This is a genomic window from Sphingosinicella rhizophila, from assembly GCF_032378825.1.
In the GTDB taxonomy this organism is placed as follows: Bacteria; Pseudomonadota; Alphaproteobacteria; order Sphingomonadales; family Sphingomonadaceae; genus Allosphingosinicella; species Allosphingosinicella rhizophila.
The window spans coordinates 42859-61201 of record NZ_JAVUPU010000003.1; the positions used below are offsets into that span (position 1 = coordinate 42859).

The 18343-nt window shown below is 63.4% G+C and carries 18 protein-coding genes and 1 tRNA gene; 8 read left to right on the top strand and 11 right to left on the bottom strand.

Features of this window, described 5'->3' with window-relative positions; translation table 11 throughout:
- Positions 1–468 precede the first annotated feature (468 nt).
- Both RQX22_RS19300 and RQX22_RS06295 read right to left on the bottom strand, forming a co-directional pair.
- A complete protein-coding gene (locus RQX22_RS19300; RefSeq protein ID WP_410001608.1) occupies positions 469–1200 on the bottom strand; it encodes a DUF4236 domain-containing protein in 732 nt (243 codons plus the stop codon).
- Positions 1201–1411: 211 nt separating this feature from the next.
- Positions 1412–1488: transfer RNA gene (locus tag RQX22_RS06295), tRNA-Arg, on the bottom strand.
- Positions 1489–1544: 56 nt separating this feature from the next.
- Here RQX22_RS06295 and RQX22_RS06300 point away from each other — a divergent pair.
- The gene (locus RQX22_RS06300) at positions 1545–2279 is read left to right on the top strand and encodes a queuosine precursor transporter (RefSeq protein WP_315724722.1); all 735 of its coding nucleotides are present in this window, start codon (positions 1545–1547) and stop codon (positions 2277–2279) included.
- Positions 2280–2403: 124 nt separating this feature from the next.
- On the opposite strand, the gene purQ is transcribed toward RQX22_RS06300, so the two are convergent.
- Positions 2404–3069 carry a phosphoribosylformylglycinamidine synthase subunit PurQ gene (gene purQ / locus RQX22_RS06305; RefSeq protein WP_315724724.1) on the bottom strand — a complete coding sequence of 222 codons (666 nt, stop codon included), beginning with the start codon at positions 3067–3069 and terminating at the stop codon, positions 2404–2406.
- A complete protein-coding gene (purS, locus tag RQX22_RS06310; protein ID WP_315724726.1) occupies positions 3066–3317 on the bottom strand; it encodes a phosphoribosylformylglycinamidine synthase subunit PurS in 252 nt (83 codons plus the stop codon). Before purS ends, purQ begins: the two co-directional genes overlap by 4 nt.
- Positions 3318–3403: 86 nt before the next feature.
- Here purS and erpA point away from each other — a divergent pair, with 86 nt between their 5' ends.
- From erpA to RQX22_RS06325, 3 genes are all read left to right on the top strand, one after another.
- Positions 3404–3739, top strand: coding sequence for an iron-sulfur cluster insertion protein ErpA (erpA, locus tag RQX22_RS06315; RefSeq protein WP_315724728.1), 336 nt, complete (start codon positions 3404–3406; stop codon positions 3737–3739).
- A gap of 124 nt (positions 3740–3863) precedes the next feature.
- Positions 3864–4658 carry an exodeoxyribonuclease III gene (gene xth, locus RQX22_RS06320; protein WP_315724730.1) on the top strand — a complete coding sequence of 265 codons (795 nt, stop codon included), beginning with the start codon at positions 3864–3866 and terminating at the stop codon, positions 4656–4658.
- Between the two features lie 49 nt (positions 4659–4707).
- Positions 4708–5424 carry a CPBP family intramembrane glutamic endopeptidase gene (locus RQX22_RS06325; RefSeq protein WP_315724732.1) on the top strand — a complete coding sequence of 239 codons (717 nt, stop codon included), beginning with the start codon at positions 4708–4710 and terminating at the stop codon, positions 5422–5424.
- A 19-nt stretch (positions 5425–5443) separates the two neighbouring features.
- Here RQX22_RS06325 and RQX22_RS06330 read toward each other — a convergent pair whose 3' ends face one another.
- On the bottom strand, positions 5444–7108 hold the full coding sequence (locus RQX22_RS06330; protein WP_315724734.1) for a putative bifunctional diguanylate cyclase/phosphodiesterase: 1665 nt from the start codon (positions 7106–7108) through the stop codon (positions 5444–5446).
- A 167-nt stretch (positions 7109–7275) separates the two neighbouring features.
- On the opposite strand from RQX22_RS06330, the gene RQX22_RS06335 reads away from it, so the two are divergent.
- The gene (locus tag RQX22_RS06335) at positions 7276–7818 is read left to right on the top strand and encodes a DUF2239 family protein (protein ID WP_315724736.1); all 543 of its coding nucleotides are present in this window, start codon (positions 7276–7278) and stop codon (positions 7816–7818) included.
- A gap of 2 nt (positions 7819–7820) precedes the next feature.
- Here RQX22_RS06335 and RQX22_RS06340 read toward each other — a convergent pair whose 3' ends face one another.
- From RQX22_RS06340 to lptF, 5 genes are all read right to left on the bottom strand, one after another.
- The gene (locus tag RQX22_RS06340) at positions 7821–8975 is read right to left on the bottom strand and encodes an N-acetyltransferase (protein ID WP_315724738.1); all 1155 of its coding nucleotides are present in this window, start codon (positions 8973–8975) and stop codon (positions 7821–7823) included.
- Positions 8976–8982: 7 nt separating this feature from the next.
- Entirely contained in the window at positions 8983–9705 is a 723-nt protein-coding gene (locus RQX22_RS06345) for a sterol desaturase family protein (protein WP_315725531.1), read from the bottom strand.
- Between the two features lie 189 nt (positions 9706–9894).
- Positions 9895–11424, bottom strand: coding sequence for a lipopolysaccharide biosynthesis protein (locus RQX22_RS06350; protein WP_315724740.1), 1530 nt, complete (start codon positions 11422–11424; stop codon positions 9895–9897).
- The gene (gene lptG, locus RQX22_RS06355) at positions 11421–12521 is read right to left on the bottom strand and encodes an LPS export ABC transporter permease LptG (RefSeq protein WP_315725534.1); all 1101 of its coding nucleotides are present in this window, start codon (positions 12519–12521) and stop codon (positions 11421–11423) included. Before lptG ends, RQX22_RS06350 begins: the two co-directional genes overlap by 4 nt.
- Positions 12521–13729: an LPS export ABC transporter permease LptF gene (lptF, locus tag RQX22_RS06360; RefSeq protein ID WP_315725536.1), complete on the bottom strand. Its 1209-nt coding sequence runs from the start codon at positions 13727–13729 to the stop codon at positions 12521–12523. Before lptF ends, lptG begins: the two co-directional genes overlap by 1 nt.
- 129 nt (positions 13730–13858) lie before the next feature.
- Here lptF and RQX22_RS06365 point away from each other — a divergent pair, with 129 nt between their 5' ends.
- From RQX22_RS06365 to RQX22_RS06375, 3 genes are read left to right on the top strand one after another with little or no spacing between them, the layout of a single operon-like run.
- Entirely contained in the window at positions 13859–14359 is a 501-nt protein-coding gene (locus RQX22_RS06365) for a DUF2141 domain-containing protein (protein ID WP_315724741.1), read from the top strand.
- Positions 14360–14361: 2 nt separating this feature from the next.
- Complete coding sequence (locus RQX22_RS06370) at positions 14362–15336, top strand: diacylglycerol/lipid kinase family protein (RefSeq protein WP_315724743.1); 975 nt, start codon at positions 14362–14364, stop codon at positions 15334–15336.
- 35 nt (positions 15337–15371) lie between these two features.
- On the top strand, positions 15372–16301 hold the full coding sequence (locus RQX22_RS06375; RefSeq protein ID WP_315724744.1) for a hypothetical protein: 930 nt from the start codon (positions 15372–15374) through the stop codon (positions 16299–16301).
- Here the strand turns inward: RQX22_RS06375 and RQX22_RS06380 are convergent.
- Positions 16258–18252 carry an ATP-binding protein gene (locus RQX22_RS06380; protein ID WP_315724746.1) on the bottom strand — a complete coding sequence of 665 codons (1995 nt, stop codon included), beginning with the start codon at positions 18250–18252 and terminating at the stop codon, positions 16258–16260. The genes RQX22_RS06375 and RQX22_RS06380 overlap by 44 nt on opposite strands.
- Positions 18253–18343 lie beyond the last annotated feature (91 nt).

Sequence of the window (18343 nt, forward strand, 5' to 3'; positions counted from 1 at the left end):
AGCCGAAGGGTCGCGGAGCGGTACGCCGGTCGCAGGATCTGCCCCTCTGCGTAGTCTCTCCTCCGTCTGGCGAGCCTTCCACATGCGATCGGAGACGGTATCGCGCCGCTCGACTTTCAGCGTCCGATAGATGGCCTGCAAATCCCCATCCGCGGAGCTGAAGCTCCAAGGCGAGTGCATCTCGCCAAGCCGGCGCCAAAAGTCATCGAAGGGCTTTCGATCCTTCCCGGAATACGCCCAAAGGTAGGCGAGGGCGAAGCGGATGGCGAACGATCGCCGGGGAGCGCGATAGCGACATTCTTGCACGACCTCCTCCAGCGCCAGAAGTGCCTTATCCCGTAATTCTTCCGCACCGATTCCCATGGCGAGTTATGAGAACACATTGGGAACATTCGCAAGAGACCTCGCCACGAGCGCAGCCAATGAACGACAGCGACGGCTCAGCCGCAGTCAAGGACGATCTGCCCTTCAGACCCCGTAGCGCTTGTTTCCACCGCTCGTGATGCAATAGCGCCCACCCCGGGGGCCGACACAAACGCTCGAACCCGAGCATGGGCAACCCTGGTCGTCGTACCGCCGGCCGGTCCGCTTTGCGCTCTGCTTACGTGACATGGCTCGAGAGCTCGCTGCTGCGCCTGTGGCTAGAAGAGTGCTTGCTGTCGCAGCGGGACCCGATGCCAAGGGCTCCGGAGGTGCATCGGAGAGATATTCGGACGCCACCCAGCATGGTTGGGTCCCCTGAGACGTGCGGCTCCATCCTTCCTCCTCGGCCTCTATCGAGAGGGTTGCACCTCTGGAGAAACCGGTGATGACCGACGCGGTTGCATTTGGAGCCGCGCGGCAGTTGAGCGAGCGAGCTTTCACGTAAGCCGTTCGCGCGGGCGAGGTCGAGGCGGCTGTACTGGGATCGGGCAGGGAATCCTTGGCGCAGGTACCAATCGCGAGCACCGCGGCACCGACGATGGCGAGCAAGGCACATCCCGATGCTGGTGAAGCGCGGCCGTCGCTTCCGCCACCGCTGCCGAGTGCGGTAGAATACGAGACGCCGGTACCAGGTACGCCGACGTTCCCCCGGGCACCGCGCTTGCCCAGGCTCAACGAAGCTCCTTTCGGGCCGATCGTCGTGCTGATGCCGCTCCGGCTGAAATTCAGTCGAATGCCAGGCGCGATCTTCAAGGATCTTCGAAAGCGAAAGCCCACGTCGTCCCCTCCCGCGCTCAACCTCGGTGGATGCTAAAGGAAGAGCCGCCAAGTTGCCATGTGCGAGTATCGGCGGCTGCGAACACGCTCTGCCGTGCGCAGGTTGGCGTATTGCGATGAAAGCGATCCGGCGGATTACGTGGCGATTAAGCACGCCATATCCAGGGCTAAATGCCAACGAGAAGGGTGGAGCTAAGCCATTGAGAGTAAATGGCGCGCCCGACAGGATTCGAACCTGTGACCCCAAGCTTAGAAGGCTCGTGCTCTATCCAACTGAGCTACGGGCGCGTGGCGCGGCTTCTAGCGCGCTTTGCATCGGAGCGGAACAGCGCTAGCACTCCTGGATGACCGGGGGCGAACCGAAGGCGATCGAGGCACGCGCGCTCGCGGGCAGGGAATTCCGTCAGTTCGATTATGTGATGGCGGCGTTCGTCACGATCCTCCTGCTCTCCAATGTGCTTGGTGCGGGCAAGGTCGCGACGATCGACCTGCCCGGCATCGGCGCCTGGCCGTTCGGCGCGGGCATCCTCTTCTTTCCCATATCCTATGTGCTGGGCGACGTCCTGACCGAAGTCTATGGCTATGCCCGTGCCCGCCGCTGCATCTGGGCAGGCTTCGGCGCGCTTATATTCATGGCGTTCATGGCCTGGGTGGTGGTGGCACTGCCGCCGGCGGACAGCTGGCAAGGCCAGGCCGCCTATGAGCAGGTGTTCGGCCAGGTGCCGCGCATCGTCGGGGCGTCCATCATCGCCTTCTGGGCGGGCGAGTTCGCCAATTCCTATGTCTTGGCACGGATGAAGATGTGGACGAAGGGGCGGCATCTATGGACCCGCACGATCGGCTCGACCTGCGTCGGGCAGGGCGTCGACAGCCTGCTCTTCTATCCGCTCGCCTTCTACGGCATCTGGGACAATGGCACCTTGCTGGTCGTGCTCGCCACCCAATTCGCTCTCAAGGTCGGCTGGGAGGTGTTGTTGACGCCCTTCACTTATGCCGTGGTCGGCTGGCTGAAGCGGCGCGAGGGCGTCGACATATATGACGAAGGGACGAACTTCACTCCGTTCAAGACCTCGGTCTGATGCTCGATGTCACCCGTTTCGCGGCGATGGGGCAGCCGGAGCGGGCCGAGACGGAGATCGGTGCGCCGCTGCCGTCCGGCGGTGAGCACGTCTGGTAGGTGAAAATCTTGAATTGAGCCCGGCTCTAGCCGATCGCTTGAAGCAGGCCCTCGAACAACTTGCGGCCGTCATTGCCGCCATGGGCCGGTTCGATCATACGTTCGGGATGCGGCATCATGCCGAGGACATTGCCGCCTTCGTTGACGATACCGGCAATGTCGCGTGCCGATCCGTTGACCGGGCCGGCATAACGGAAGGCGACGCGGCCTTCGCCTTCCAAACGGTCTAGCGTCTCTTCGTCGGCCGTGTAGTTGCCGTCATGATGGGCGACCGGGATGGTGATCGCCTCCCCCGCTTCGTAGCGGCTGGTAAAGACGGACTGACTATTCTCGACGGTAAGCGGCACGTCGCGGCAGACGAAGCTGATGCCGGCGTTGCGCATCAGTGCGCCGGGCAGCAAACCGGTCTCGGTCAGGATCTGGAAGCCATTGCAGATGCCGAGCACGGCGACGCCGCGGTCGGCAGCGTCCTTCACCGGCCGCATTACCGGCGAATTGGCCGCCATCGCGCCCGATCGGAGATAATCGCCATAGGAAAAGCCGCCCGGGACGCCGATCAGGTCCAGCCCCTCGGGAAGCTCCGTCTCGCGGTGCCAGACCATGATCGGCCTGGTGCCGCTCACCTCTTCCAGGGCGACGGCGAGGTCGCGGTCGCAATTGGATCCCGGGAAGACGATGACGGCGCTCTTCATGCGGCGGGCGCAGCGTCGGCGACGCGCTCGATGCGGAAATTCTCGATCACCATATTGGCCAGCAATTTCCGGCACATCGCCTCGACATCGGCATCGCCAACATTATCGGCGAGGTCGAGCTCGATCAGCTTGCCGGCCCGGACATCGTTGACGCCGGAGAAGCCGAGGCCTTCGAGCGCATGGTGGATGGCCTTCCCCTGAGGGTCGAGGACGCCGTTCTTCAGCGTCACGTACACGCGGGTTTTCATGGGGCGACCCTATAAGGTCCGGCATCGGCTCCCGCAATGGGCAGCGGCGGCTTGTGGGATGGCCTCCGTCACCCTATTTCAATGACATGAGCGAAACCTCCGAGATCAGCCTGACGCCTTCGGCGGCCGCCCGGGTCGCTGCGATCGCGGAACGGCAGGGCAAGAAGCCGATTTTGCGCCTTGCCGTCGACGGCGGCGGCTGCGCGGGCTTTCAATATCGATTCGGGCTTGCCGACGAAGTCGAGGCGGACGATGTCGCCACGGTCCGGGACGGCGTGACGCTGATAGTCGATCCGATGACTCTGGACCTGGTGCGCGGCGGCGCCGTCGATTTCGTGGAATCGCTCGGCGGTGCGGCCTTTCAGGTTTCCAACCCCAATGCGGCGTCCGGCTGCGGCTGCGGAACAAGCTTCTCCATCTGACCCTGTCCGGCCAGTGTGTATTCGAGCCAAATGGAATCACCTGGCGGCTCGGAAAACACGGCAACAGAGAAATTCGGACTGGTTCCCGGTTCAATCGGACCGGGAACCAGTCTAAGCCGGGGCCATGAAGATCGTCACCTACAATCTCAACGGCGTTCGCGCGCGCCTGCCGCGGCTGATCGAATATCTGGAGGAGCAGAAGCCCGACGTACTTTGTCTCCAAGAAATCAAGTGCGCGGACGAGGCCTTCCCGATCGAGGATATCAAGGCCGCCGGCTATGAAGGCGTCTGGCACGGTCAAAAGGGCTTTAACGGCGTTGGCATACTTTCGCCCCATGGCGAGCCCAAGCTGCGCCGAATGGGTCTGCCAGGCGATCCCGACGACACGCACAGCCGCTATATCGAGGCCGAGGTCGGCGGCGTCGTGATCGGATCCATCTATCTGCCGAACGGCAATCCCCAGCCCGGACCGAAATTCGATTATAAACTGGCCTGGCTCGAGCGGCTCCGCGAGCATGCCCAGCATCTGCTGGACGAGGAGGTGCCGGTGGTTCTGGCCGGCGACTATAATGTCATTCCGACCGAAAGCCATGACGATGTCTTTTCGGTGCGCGCGATGGCGCAGGACGCGCTGATGCAGCCGGAAAGCCGGGCGGCGCTGCGCCGTCTTATCCACCAGGGCTGGACCGACGCGATCCGTGCCCGCCATCCCGACGGCCCCGCCTACACCTTCTGGGATTATACGGCCAATGCCTGGGCCCGGGACGCAGGCTTCCGCATCGACCACCTTCTGCTCAGCCCGCTCGCCGCCGATCGCATGCTCGATGCCGGCGTCGACAAGGATTATCGCGGGCGGGAAAAGGCATCCGACCATGCTCCGACCTGGGTGATGCTCGAGGATCCCGCCGACATCGCTTGAGGGACATCGTGTCGCCTGGAAACGGCGATGAACAGAGGAGGAGACGGTGATGACGCCAGGATGGATTGATCACGTCTTCGTCATCCTCGCCCTTCTCTTGATTTTCCCCATCGCCGGGTGGTGGAGCTTTCAGCGTTTTCTGGCCCGCGCGGAAAGCGATCGCGAGTCCGCGCTGCTCCGCGAATATCGGGAAACGCTTTTGTGGCTCTTTGGCCTGGGCGCTGCCGTTACGGCCATCTGGCTTCTCCACGCACGGTCGTTGGAAGCACTTTTCTTCCGCGAACCCGTTTGGGGCAGCCCCGGTTTCGTGACGGGGCTCCTGGTTGCGCTTGTCCTTGCGATCGTGGCTCGCCCCATTGCCGTCGGGCTCAGCCGGAAGATGTCTGAAGCCTTTGCCAACGCGCTCGGCAAGTTCGCCCTCTTCCTGCCGACCACGCCGCGTGCGCTGGCGCTTGCCATCCTTGTTTCCCTGGCCGCCGGTCTTTTCGAAGAGGTGGCTTATCGTGGCTATCTCTTGCCCTATTTCGAGAATTTTCTGCCACTCTGGGGCGCCGTAATCGCTTCTTCCGTGCTGTTCGGCCTAGGGCATATCTACCAAGGGGTGGCGGGAACGGTATCGACGACGTTCATTGGGCTGGTCATGGCATTGGCCTATCTTGCCACCGGGAGCCTGTGGGTGGCGATCGGATTGCACGCTCTGCTCGACATATCTTCCATGCTCATGGCCTATCTGGCCTTGCGCGAACGGAACCCTGCCAGGGTCTGAACATTTGAATAGAGCCTGGTCAGGCGACCTGATGGTCGGTCGAAGGCCCGCGCTTGCGGGCACGCCGTTCCCGCGGCGCGTCCGCCGCGGCTTCGCCTGCGTGAAGCGGCTGCGCAGCGGGACCCGCGCGATTCAGGAAATCCTTGAGGCCGGCGGCGGGAACCGGCCGGCCGATCAGCCAACCTTGCCCCTGGGCACAGCCGAGAATGCTGAGCGCATGCTTTATCGCCGGCGTCTCGATCCCCTCCGCGGTGACGGGCAGGCCCAGCGAGGCGCCCAGATTGAGAATAGAACTCACGATCGCCGCGCTTTCGTCATTGTCGACCATCGAGGTGACGAAGCTGCGGTCTATCTTGATGCGATCGAAAGGAAGCGCCTGAAGCTGCGTCAGTGACGAATAGCCGGTGCCGAAATCGTCGAGGGAGACGGTGATACCGTAATTTTTCAGGCTTTCGATGGTGGTAAGCGCCAGGTCGAGATTATCGAACAGCGAGCTTTCGGTGATCTCCAGTTCCAGCCGTTGCGGCGCGAAACCCGTTTCGATCAACACCTTTATGACACGCTGCGCCAGCAACGGATCCTTGAGCTGCACCGGCGAGACATTCACCGCCAGCATCAGCTCCGATTCCCAGTCCTTCGCTTCGGCAAGCGCCTGGCGCATGACATCCAGCGAAAGGTCCGAGATCAATCCCGATGCCTCGGCGATCGGTATGAACTCGGTCGGCTCCAACAGTCCCTTGGTCGGATGGACCCATCGTGCCAGCACTTCCAGACCGTGCAGCTTCCCGGAAAGAAGGTCGATCTGAGGCTGGTAATAAGGCATGAACTGGCCGGTGCGAATGCCGACCCTCATGTCGGCCTCGAGTTCGCTGCGCTGGCGAAGCTCCTCCTCCATCTGACGGTCGAAGATGACGGCATGGTTCCGTCCTCGTCTCTTGGCTTCGTACATCGCAATGTCGCCGCGACGAAGCAGCGCTTCGACGTCCAGGATACGGCCACCGCCGTAAGAGATGCCCAGGGAGGCCCCGACATGGACGAGCCGTCCGTCCATCTCGACCGGCTCGGAGAAGCTGGCCAGGATCTGCTCGGCGACCAGATCGGCATCCGCAGGCGTGGCATCGAGCAGGAGCACCGCGAATTCGTCACCGCCCAGCCTGGCGCAGCAGCTATTGTCGGGCACGCTCGCCTGGATAATCGAGGCGACTATGTTGAGCAGGCGGTCGCCGGTCGCATGGCCGTGGAGGTCGTTGACCTTCTTGAAATGGTCGAGATCGATGACGAGCAGCGCCGCTGCGCCTTCGGTTCGCCGGTAGGCCTTGGCAGCGAGAGTGACGAGGAATCGGCGATTGTGGAGTCCGGTCGTATAGTCGCGATAGGCCAGGGAATGCGCCTGCTCTTCCGCATCGGCGCGGGCCGCCACCTGCTCCTTCAGATCGCGCGACCGGCGCCAGCCGAACAGGATCAGGGCGATGTTGAGCAGCAGGGCCGTCACCAGGATAGGGTCGGCGCCGCGACCGGCGCCGGCGATCGCCCTCAGCGATTCCGGCAGCACCGCGCTGCCCATGACGGCGAAAAGGAGAATGGCGGCGATCGTCACGCTGGCGGCCACCAATTCGGCCTTGATCAGCGAAGCGCGGCGTATCCGTTTCGCACGGCCATTCTTGTTCGCGACATTGGTCTGCATAGAGGGCTCCCGACCGTTCGTTTCTAGTCGAACTCGCTTACGGTTGAGTTAACGACACAACTCGCAGAAGCGGGAAATGCCGCTTGCCTGCCATCGGGGGAAAGTTTTTACCCGGATCATATTGACTCTGTTTTATCCGGGTATAAAAGGTGTTCCGGGAGATTGAAATGGACACGACAGTTACGGCCTTCCTCGAAGGCAAGCAGATCGCATCGGGAGATCGCGAAACGGTGACGCAAATTATCGAGACGCGATACCCGGCATCGGACCATGCGGCGATCCGGGTCTTCGACGACGGCAGCGGGCGTGTCGTGGATCTGGATTATTGGGACGTCGGTCCAGCGCCGGCACGAGGGAGAGGGCGGCCGAAACTCGGCGTGACCGCGCGGGAAGTCACGCTGCTCCCGCGCCACTGGGATTGGCTTTCGGCGCAGCCGGGCGGAGCGTCGGCCGCGCTGCGGCGACTGGTCGAGGAGGCCCGGCGGACCATGTCCGGCCCGTCCGAGCGCGAGCGGCGCGATGCGGCCTATCATTTCATGCACGCCATGTGCGGGGACCGGCCGGGCTATGAAGAGGCCTTGCGAGCGCTCTATCGGGGCGACGCGCAGGGTTTCGAGATGCTGACCGAAACCTGGCCTGGCGACGTGCGATTCTATATCGGCCGGCTGCTCGGCTCCGTTCAAATGTCTGCGCCTGAACCGGCCGTTTGAGGTCAAAGAGGCTTTTCGTAGATCCTGTAGACCCGGTTGATCTTGCTGTGGATAGTCTCGGCGATGGATTTCATGCCTTCATTGTCATCGAGGATCCAGCCGATCTCGCCACGCTCGGCCGTGTAGCGGCCGATCGCCTCCCGACGATTATATTCGACCATCATCAAGGCGAGCTGGCTCGCCAGCCGGCTCGATTGCAGGCGCTTGACCACGCCCATCAGAGGAACCCTGATAGTATGCACCTTGGGATTGCGCAGCCGCCACAGCAATTTCGCCCAGCCGAACGGGAACAGGCGTCCGTCGAGGTCGCGGGTGAGCTCGTTCAAGTCGGGCAGCGCCATCATGAAAGCCACCGGTTCCCCATCTACCTCGGCGACGCGGATCAGATCTTCATAGACGATCGGCTTCAATTTCTTCCCGGCATAGGCGATCTCCGCCTCGGTCAACGGAATGAAGCCCCAATTGTCGGACCAGGCGTCGTTGAGGATGTTGAGGATGAGAGCCGCTTCCTCGTCGAAGCGCGACTTGTCGACCTTGCGGATGTGAATTCGTCCGCTGCGTTCGCCGTTGACGACGATGCGCTGGACGAGAGGCGGCATGTCGCGGCGGATGTCGAGGTCGTAGGTGAAGAGGTCCTTGACGCCCTTATAACCCGACGCCTCCACCCAGGCCTCGTAAGCCGGGCTGTTATGACCCATCATCACCGTCGGGCTGTGGTCATGCCCCTGGATCAGCAGGCCGGGTTCGTCCCAGATGGACAGACTGAAAGGACCCAGACTGCGTGTCATCCGCCGTTCGCGCAGGAAATCCTCGACACGGGCGAGCAAGCCTGCCGCGACCGCCTCGTCGGCGGCCTCCAGAAAGCCCCATTGGCCGGTGCCTTCCCCCATGGTCTGAAGAACCAGCTGATCGACTTGCGCCGAGATGCGGCCGATGGGTTTGCCATGTCGTTCGGCGAGGAAGAGCCGCGCCTCGGCATGTTCGAACCACGGATTGGTCCGCGGATTCAGTAGGTTGTGGACCTCGCTCTTGAGCGGCGGCACCCAATGGGGATCGGACTTGTTGAGCGTCCAGGCAAGATTGACGAATGCCCTGCGGTCGGCTGCATTCTCGATCGGGCGAATGGTGAAGTCACCGCCCGCACCCTGGTCTGCCATCGGTTGGTCAGTTCCGGACGCGCTGGCGGGGATGACCGGTGGCGACTCCGCCTGAAAGCTCGGCGACGCGGGGCCAGCGCTTGGCGATTTCAGGGGTGTAGCCGAGGTTGAAGACGGTCTCGCTCTTCGTCGGTCGTTCGGACCGGTCGTAGAAGGTGCCGAACAATTTATCCCAGAAGAATGTCGTGATCCCGAAATTGCCGGTCTCGTCATGGAAATGATGGGCCATGTGGCGCCGTTTCATTTCGGCAAGCCACGGCGATTTCGGCTTGTAGGCGAGATGCTGGATGCAATGGACGAATTCGTAGATGCAGGTGGTGAGGAGGCCAGTGGCGAAAGCCGCACAGGCGCCGCCGAAACCTGCGCCCCAAAAGCTGCCGATTGCATAGCCGATAGGGGCGGTCGCGATGGCGATGGTGGGCAAAGTCGTGTGAAGGGCTCCGAACAGGACTTCCAGATGGTTGGGATCCTGGTGATGATCATAGTGGATGCGCTTCCAGGTCGACGCGAGCGGCGCCACCTTGAACATCCAGCGGCTGTGCAGCACCCAGCGATGGAGCGCATACCAGACCAGAGGATAGATGAAGGCAGCGATGCCGACCGCCATCAGAGTCGGGACAAGCGGAGCCGGTTTCCAGACGAACAGGCCGATCGCTACGGCCGAAAAAAGGACGTAAGCGATGATCGCCGGATATTGCACGTAAGCGACGACCAGTTCCTTGAGCGTCATCTTGTCGAGATGATGCGACTGATTCCAGAAGCTCGGGCGCAGGGACTGTGCCAGTTTCACCTTGATATTCCTAATCGTTGCAACCGCAGGGCTGGAGGGCCGGACTGCTTCGTATATCCCGCCCAATATGTGCTCGCGTCATGAATAGGCAATAAGGCGGTTTTGAGACCGGGATGGGGCGTTTGGCGATCATAGCAGGCGCAGCCGTCTCGCAAAGCCTCCGAGCGCCTCCCGATCGCCGCGCACCAGCCCGAAGCGGAGCGCACACCAGCTCGTCGCGGCCCAGATCGTCAATACGGTCAGGAAGCGGACAGGACCGCCGGTCACCTCCGCCGCCAGAGCCATCATCGCGACGCCCAGAAGCGCCATGCCCAGCCCGTGGACCAACTTGCCGTCGAAGGGGGAAAGATTGTCGCTGACGCGCAGCTCGACGGTTGCCGCGGCCGAAGTGGCCACCGTTGCCGCAGCCACTGCAATCGCCATGCCGATCGGGCCATGCAACGGCACTAGCAGCCAAGCGAACACAGCCCATAAGGCGAGGCCGATCAGGCTGTTGAGCAAGGGCAGGCCGCGATGACCGATCATCTCGACGATCGGCGTTGCCGGGCCGACCACGGCCTCCACGGCGCGAGAAGCCACCAATATGTAGAGCAAGGGCAAGGCCGCCAGCGCTTCCGGCCGATAAAGACTGAGAATGTCCAGCGACGCGAAGATGAGCAGACCGACCAGCGGGACGACCAGGGCGGTGGAAACCCGGCTGGCGAACCGATAGAGCGGCGCGATCGCCTTGCGATCGACGCGCGCCTGCGCCGAACTCAACGGCGCCATGACATATTGGAATGCCTGGCGCACGATCAGCGGCACCGTCGCGATCTTGCGCGCAATCTCGAACAAGGCGGCGGCGGCGGCGCCGCCCGCTCCGGGAAGCATCAGGTTGAGCGCCAGCGGCGGTGCGTCGATCAGCATGCGTCGCGACAGGTTGGCCGGCAGCAAGGCCAGACCCGAGACGATCAGGGAGGATAGCGGCGCCCGCCGGAGCGGTACCCGCACCAACAGCTTCAGATCGTAATAGCGCGCCAGCAGCGGAACGCAGAGGATAGCCGTCAAAGCCAGCGAGCAGAGATGCGCCGCCATCATGCCCAGCGTCGCGAAGCCAAGCGCGAAAAAACTCAAAGCGAAGAGAATGCGGGCTATCTGCTCCCAGAAGATGCGCAGCCTGATCTCCGGTCCGAACGCGCGTCGCGCCCGGGCGGCGGAAGTCGCTACCTCGATAAAGGTCCATAACGGCAAGGCCCAGACGAACAGGGCCACCGCCCGCGGCATCGCCGCCCGGTCCGCCGGCGCCGCCGAAAATATGCCGGCGACCGCCTCGGCGTTGAGCGTGACGATCAGCGCGATCGCGAAAGCGGGGATCAATGCAACGATCAAGGCGCCTTTGACGGCGCGATGCGCGCCTTCCTCCGCATCTTCGGTCGGCACGGTCCGCTGCAGCGCGCTGGTCATCGACAGGTCGACGATGTTGGCGAGGAGGTTCACGGCCCCCCAAAACACCACATAGAGACCATAGGCGGCGAGCCCGAACAGCCAGATGTAAAGCGGCTGCGCGACCGCCTCGATCAAGGCGCCCGAGCGGGCCAGACCGGCGAGGCCGGCGCCGCGCGCGACCTCGCCGCGGCTTATCCCGCCCGGCGGATCGACTCCTGCCTGTTCCCGATTCACTCCTCGGTCCGGATGAGCACGGTCTCGCCGATCAGCAGGAACAAGGCGAAGGGCGCCCAGGCGGCGAGCAATGGGGGATATGCGCCGAGATCCCCCATTGCGATGGCGAAATTGTCGGCGACGAAATACGCGAAGCCGAGCGCCATGCCGATCACGGCCCTGACCATGAGTTGGCCGGCCCGGGCAAGGCCGAAGGCGGCAACCGCCGCGAGCAGGGGCATCAGCACGGCCGAAAGCGGGCCGGACAGCTTGTGCCACAATCCTGTTTCCAGCGCAGTGGTCGGCCGGCCGGCGACCTTGAGCTGGCGGATCGAATCCCGCAGGGTCGCGAAATCCTGCTCCCCGGCGCTGACATCGGCCAAGGTGAATTGGGTCGGATCCAGCCCCTGCTGCGATGCCATTGCCGGGATGGCCGTCACGGTTCCAGCAGCGACATCGAAACGCGACGCATGTTCGAACCACCAGCCGTCGCCGCGCGGACGTCCGCTCTTGGCGTCGATGATCGAGACCAAGCTGGTCCCTTCCCTGGCGCGTTCGTAGATGGTCACGTCCCGAAGGCGCGTCGCGTTGCCGCTGCCGGTGACACGGCGGGCCAGAATCAAGTCGTCGCCATGCCTCACCCAGACATTGGGGATCATTCCCGTGTCGCGCGGGACGGGGCCATAATCCACCTTCTCCCATGCGCTCAGCGTCGCCGTCGCCCGGGTAACCACCCGCTCGTTGAAGGTGAAGCTCAAGGCCGCGATGGCGAGGCTCGCAAGAACGAGTGGCGCGATGATCTGATGGGCCGAAATGCCCGCCGCCTTCATGCTGACGATCTCGCTATGCTGATTGAGCGTCGCCAGGGTGATGAGCGTGCCGAGCAGCACCGAAAAAGGCAGGAACCGGGCAATGAGCTGCGGAATGCGAAGCGAGACGTAGCGCCACAATTCCGCGTCGCCATTGCCCGGCTGGGCGAGAATCTTGCCCGATTCGCCGAGCAGATCGAGCGTCATGAGTATCACCACCAGAGCCGCCAGAACCGCCAGGCTGCGGAGGACGAACAGCTTCGCCATGTAGAAGGCGAGCTGCCGCGAGGGGAAGAATTGAAGGTTCATCATTCGGCCGGCACCGCCGCACGGCGCCGGCCCAGGCGAAACAGGCGGCCGATCGACTTGCTGGTCTTGGCGAAGACCCGCTCCAGGGCTCCGATCGGCTGGCCACCTGGCTTGTGGGCAAGCGTCCAATACATCCAGACGATCAATGCGGCGAACAGGAGGAAGGGGGTCCATAAGGCGATGGCGGGATCGATCCTGCCCTGGGCGCCCATCTGCTCGGCATATTGATTGATCTTGTGGTAGGTGACGACCATCACGATCGACAGAAAGATGCCGAGGCCCGAAGTGCTCCTCTTGGGCGGTACTGCCAGTGCCACCGCCAGCAGCGGCATCAGCAGCATCATCACCACTTCGACCAGGCGGAAATGGAAATTGGCGCGTGCCTTGTCGCGAAGCGTCTCAGGCGCCCTGTCCGAACTGCCGAGGCGTACCAGTTCGGGAAGCGTCAGCTCGTCATTGCCGTCGCCGCGGCCCCGGAAACTAGCGATGGCGGGAAGGTCGATCGGCAGATCGTGGGTGGTGAAGCTCAACACCCGCGGTGCCTTGTAGTTCGGCGCATTGTGGACGAGCCGTCCATCGGTGAGGCGCAGGAGAATCGTGTCCGGATCGTCGGTGGCAAGGAATGTACCATGACCGGCGCTGACCGCCAGCGTCTTGCCGCCCTTGCTTTCGGCTCGCACGAACACACCGTGGACGATGCGGCCCTTATCTTCGCTGCGGTCGACCCGCAGGGTCATCCTCTTGCCGAGATTGGTGAACTCGCCGACCTTGATGGAGGCGCCAAGGGCTCCCGACTGAAGCTCGAAACGCAATTCCTCATAGGCATAGCGCGCCTTGGGCTGGATGAAGCCGACGATCGCGAGATTGATGGCCATCAGCGCCAGCGTATAGGCATAGGGCACGCGCATCAGGCGGCCAAAGCCGAGGCCGACGGCGCGCAGCGAATCCAGTTCCGACGATAATGCGAGGCGCCGAAAGGCGATCAAAATGCCAAGCAACAGGCCGATGGGGATGCCGAGGCCCATATATTCGGGCACAAGATTGGCGAGCATTTTCCACACGACGTCGACCGGCCCGCCTTCGCTGACGACGAAATCGAACAGGCGCAGCATCTTTTCGAGCAGCAGCAGCATTGCCGCCAGGACCAACGTTCCGACCAGCGGGACGAAGATCAGTTTGGCGAGGTAGCGATCGGTTAGCGTGGCGATGCTCAACTTTTAGACGCCCCATGACCATATTTTGGCCGCAAGATTAGCGGAACTTGCACGGATGGGGGTTTGGTGACAACCGGCCATGTCCGCTGCGGCATGGCTATAGCTCCCAGGAGTAAGCTGGTCATGTTCAAACTGTTGTCCTCGCTCGCGGCGGTTGCCTTGACGGTTCTGCCTTTGGTGCCGGCCGGGGCGGGGCTCGGACCGGACGCAGCACGATGCGATGCGGGCAAGGAGCATCCTGCCTTCCTGGTCAACGTTTCCGGGTTCAAGAATCGCAATGGGCGTCTCCGCGTTCAGGTTTATGGCAGCAATCCGGCCGATTTTCTCGCCAGGGGCAAGGGACTGCGCAGGATCGACCTCCCAGTCACCTCATCGTCTATGGGAATATGCGTCGCGGTGCCGCGACCGGGAACCTATGCGATCGCCGTCCGTCACGACACCGATGGCAACGGCCGGTCCGGGTGGAATGACGGGGGCGGATTTTCCCGCAATCCGAAAATATCGCTGGCTCGGCTCAAACCCCGACACCGCGAGGTCGCGGTCGCGGTGGGCGAAGGCGTCAAGCCGGTCGAGGTCGTCCTCAATTATCGGAAGGGCCTGTCGATCGGGCCGGTCGGTCGCTGATCATGGCACGGGTCGCCCTTCTTTCCAATCCGCGGTCGACGGGTAACAGGGCGCTTCTCCCCGGCGTCAGGAATTTCTGCGCCAAGCATAAGGACATCTTCCATTACGAGGTGGAGCATGTCGACCAGATCGGGACCGCGCTCAAGACCATCGCCCTCGTCAATCCCAAGGTGCTGGTAATCAATGGCGGTGACGGTACCGTGCAGGCGGCGCTGACCGAGATTTTCAACGGTCGCCATTTCGGCGATCATCCTCCTCCGGTCGCGGTTCTTCCCAACGGCAAGACCAATCTCATCGCTTTCGATCTCGGTGCGGGCGACGATCCGCTGGCGGCTCTCGAGCGGGTATTGGAGCTCGCGCGAACGGACATGGTGCCCAATATCGTCTCGCGCGAACTGATCGCGCTCACGGACGGCACCGTCGGCGGACGCACGGTGCTTGGCATGTTTCTGGGGGGAGCGGGACTTGCCGACACGATCCTGTTCTGCCGTCACAAAATCTATCCGCTCGGCCTCCCCAACGGCCTCAGTCACTTGTTGACGGCCTTGGCGGCCATCGTCTCGATCGTCTTCGGAATTCGAGCCGCCTTCCTGCCGCCGCGCCCGGTCCCCATCAAGGTGTCGGTGCTGAAGCATGGACAGGTCCAGGGCCGGTTTGCGCTGCTGATGGTGACGACGCTCGAAAAGCTCCTGCTCAGGAGCCATCTGCCTGGCCGCGCCCCCGCCGCCGGTGCCTTGCAGCTGCTCATCATCGAGCGGCGGCCGATGGTGATGCTGCGTGCCCTGATCGGAACCCTGTTCGGTGGTCTCGGCGGCCTCCGCATGCCGGGCGTGCACCTGGAACGTGGCGATGAAATCCGTATCGAGGGCGATCATTCCAGCGTCATTCTGGACGGCGAATTGTTCGAAGCCCGGATCGATCATCCGATCGTCTTGAAGCCGACCGCGCCGGTGCCCTTCCTCCGTCTTGCCGCCTGAGCTAGACCGCTCGGGTCATTGAAGGCGGCATTGAAATGGCCGACACGCTTTCCGAACTCGTCCGCGCCGAGCTGGAACTGCCCGTCGAACCGAAGGTCGGGGCGATGGCGGCCGCGCTCGCCGCTCTTTACCCCAACGCTGCACGGGCAGTGCTCTTCTATGGGTCCTGCCTGCGCATGGCCGAACTCGACGGGCTGATGCTCGATTTCTACCTGATCGTTTCCAGCTACGAACAGGCCTATGGCAAGACCTGGCTGACCCGCGCCAACCGCACGATACCGCCCAATGTCTTCCCCTTCGCCCATAAAGGACTCGTCGCCAAATATGCGGTGCTGAGCGAAGCGGACTTTGCCCGACTGAATCGATCCGCATCCCTGTCCGTCTCGGTCTGGGCGCGCTTCGCCCAGCCCAGCCGTCTGGTGTGGAGTGCCGATGGGACCGCCGCGAGCGCGGCCGTCTCCGCCGTCGCCGAGGCCGCCCCGACCTTGCTTTGCGCCGCGCGACCGATGCTGGATGACGAAGAGGAGGATCGTCTTGCATTGTGGCGGCTTGGTTTCGCGCTCACTTATTCGGCCGAGCTCCGGGCTGAACGCAGGCATCGCGCCGCCTCCGTCGTCGATGCCGATCCCGAACGCTACCGGCGATTCACCGGCCCTGCGCTGGAGGCAGCCGGTATTGGCCGGCTCGGCGAGAAGGGAAGGATGATGCTGGCGCCGGTCGGTGCGGCAGAGCGCCGCAAGGCCGCGCGGCTATGGGCAAAGCGTCGGCGGCACGGCAAGATGCTGTCCATCATCCGGCTTGCCAAGGCCAGCTTCACTTATGCCGGCGGAGTCGATTATCTGGCGTGGAAAATCAGCCGACATTCGGGCGCCGAAATCAGGATCAAGCCGTGGCACAGGCGCTGGCCCTTGCTTGCGGCCTTCATCCTGCTGCCGCAGCTGCTGAAGCGGGGGGCAATTCGCTGACCCGGCGTGCCAATGAAGTCGCCACCGCCTCGGCGAGGCCCGCCACGGTAAAGGGTTTGCGCAGAATGTCGTACCCGCTCAGATCCTCGCCTTCGCCGGCTTCGCCCGCATAGCCGGTCACGAACAGGATCGCGATCCAGGGATAGAGCGCTGCCGCCTCCCTGACCAGTTCGGGACCGGTCATTTCGGGCATCATGATATCGGTGATGATGAGCTCGATCCCCGGTTCGCGCCGCAATATTTCCAGCGCTTCCTTGCCGCCCGAACATGCGATCGGTCGGTGACCGAGTTCGACCAGCGAACTGACGGTCGCGCGGCTGACCCTCGGATCGTCCTCCACGACCAGGATGGATGTGTTCTCCGGCCCGGCGGCGCGCTCTGGGCGCGGGTCGATGAACTCCGCCTTCTGCACGGCAGCCTCTGCAGAACGCGGCAAATAGAGGGTAACGGTTGTGCCGATACCCACTTCCGACCGGATTGTCACATCGCCCCCCGATTGGCGCGCGAAGCCGAAAATCTGGCTCAGCCCGAGTCCGGTACCCTTGCCGATCGGCTTGGTGGTGAAGAAGGGTTCGAACACTCTGTCGAGATTTTCCGGCGAGATGCCCGATCCGGTGTCGGCGACGCTGATCCGGACATAGTCCCCGGCGACGAGCTCGCCCTGGGCCTCGTCCAGCGTGACATTGTCGATCGCGATCTCCAGCTGGCCCTCCCCGTCCATGGCGTCGCGGCCATTGACGGCAAGGTTCAGAATCGCGCTTTCCAGCTGATTGGTATCGACGCGGACCTGCCATTTCTCGTCCGAGAAGCGGGTGCTGACGTTGATCCGCTCGCCGATCGAACGATCGATCAGGTCGAGCATGTTCTCGATGAGCTCGGCGGGGGCCACGCCGACCGTGAGCAGAGGTTCGGCGCGGGCAAAGGCGAGCAGCCGCCTGGTGAGGGCTGCCGCGCGGACGGCGCCCTCCATGGCGCTGTCGAGATGGAATTCCACGTCGCGCTTGGAGCCACTCAGCTTCCTTCGCGCCAGATCGAGACCTCCTAGCACGACCGCGAGCATGTTGTTGAAATCGTGAGCGATCCCGCCAGTCAGCTGGCCGACGGCTTCCATTTTCTGGACCTGGCGGAGCTGCGCCTCGGCAGCTTCCCGTTCATGGGCCTCGGCGCGCAGCCGTTCATTGGCGACGACCAGTGCGTGGGTCCGCTCCTGCACCGCCTGCTCCAGGGTCTGCGCGCGATAGGCCTCGCTGTCGGCCTCGCGGAGCGCCGCAAGCCGCTCGCTGATTGCGCGGAACGCAGCCATGCCAAGCGCGATGGCGCCAAGACCGATCAGCACTGCCAGCCAGCCAAGCCATTCGGCGAGCTGATCGGCCTGCTCGCCGGATCTGCCGGTGACCGCCATGCGGCGACGAAGATCCTCGCGTTCGGCTGCGGCGATCGCGGCCAGCTTGTCGCGAAGGTCCGGCCCGCGCTCGGTCATTCCCGCCTGATAGAATAAGGATATGCCGCCACTGCCGCGCTTTCCCCGCGCCGCCGCCGCCGCTCCGGCAAGCTCGCGGCCCCGTTCTTCATACAGGCGCTCGAGATCGCGCACGCGAGCGCGCTGGTTGACGTCGAGATGGACCAGCCGCCGCAGCTCCTCGATCTGCCGTCCGGCGAGCCGCCACTCGCTGTAATAGATGGATCCGGTCCTTTGCTCCTCGTCGAGAACATAGCGGCCCAAAGCGGCTTCGGCGCGCGCGATCGTCGCGTCGGCGGTCCGCGTCAGCAGCATCACGTCATAGCTATGGCGTTCCCATGCGAGCGCCCGTTCGCGGTCGCGATTGGACAGCGTCACCATCGTCATCAGGGCGATCAGCAGCAAGGTCGCGACGACCGCGCCCGCGCTCGCCAGCCGGCCCCAAGAGGTCGAGCCACCATCGCTGATCGCGTCGAGATCGTCCCCCGGCATGTGGCCGATTCTAGATCAAGCGGGGATGCGAGGAAAGCGGCTTGGTCGCAGGCTGGTCCCGATTGCCTGCATCAATCGCCATCTTCCGGAA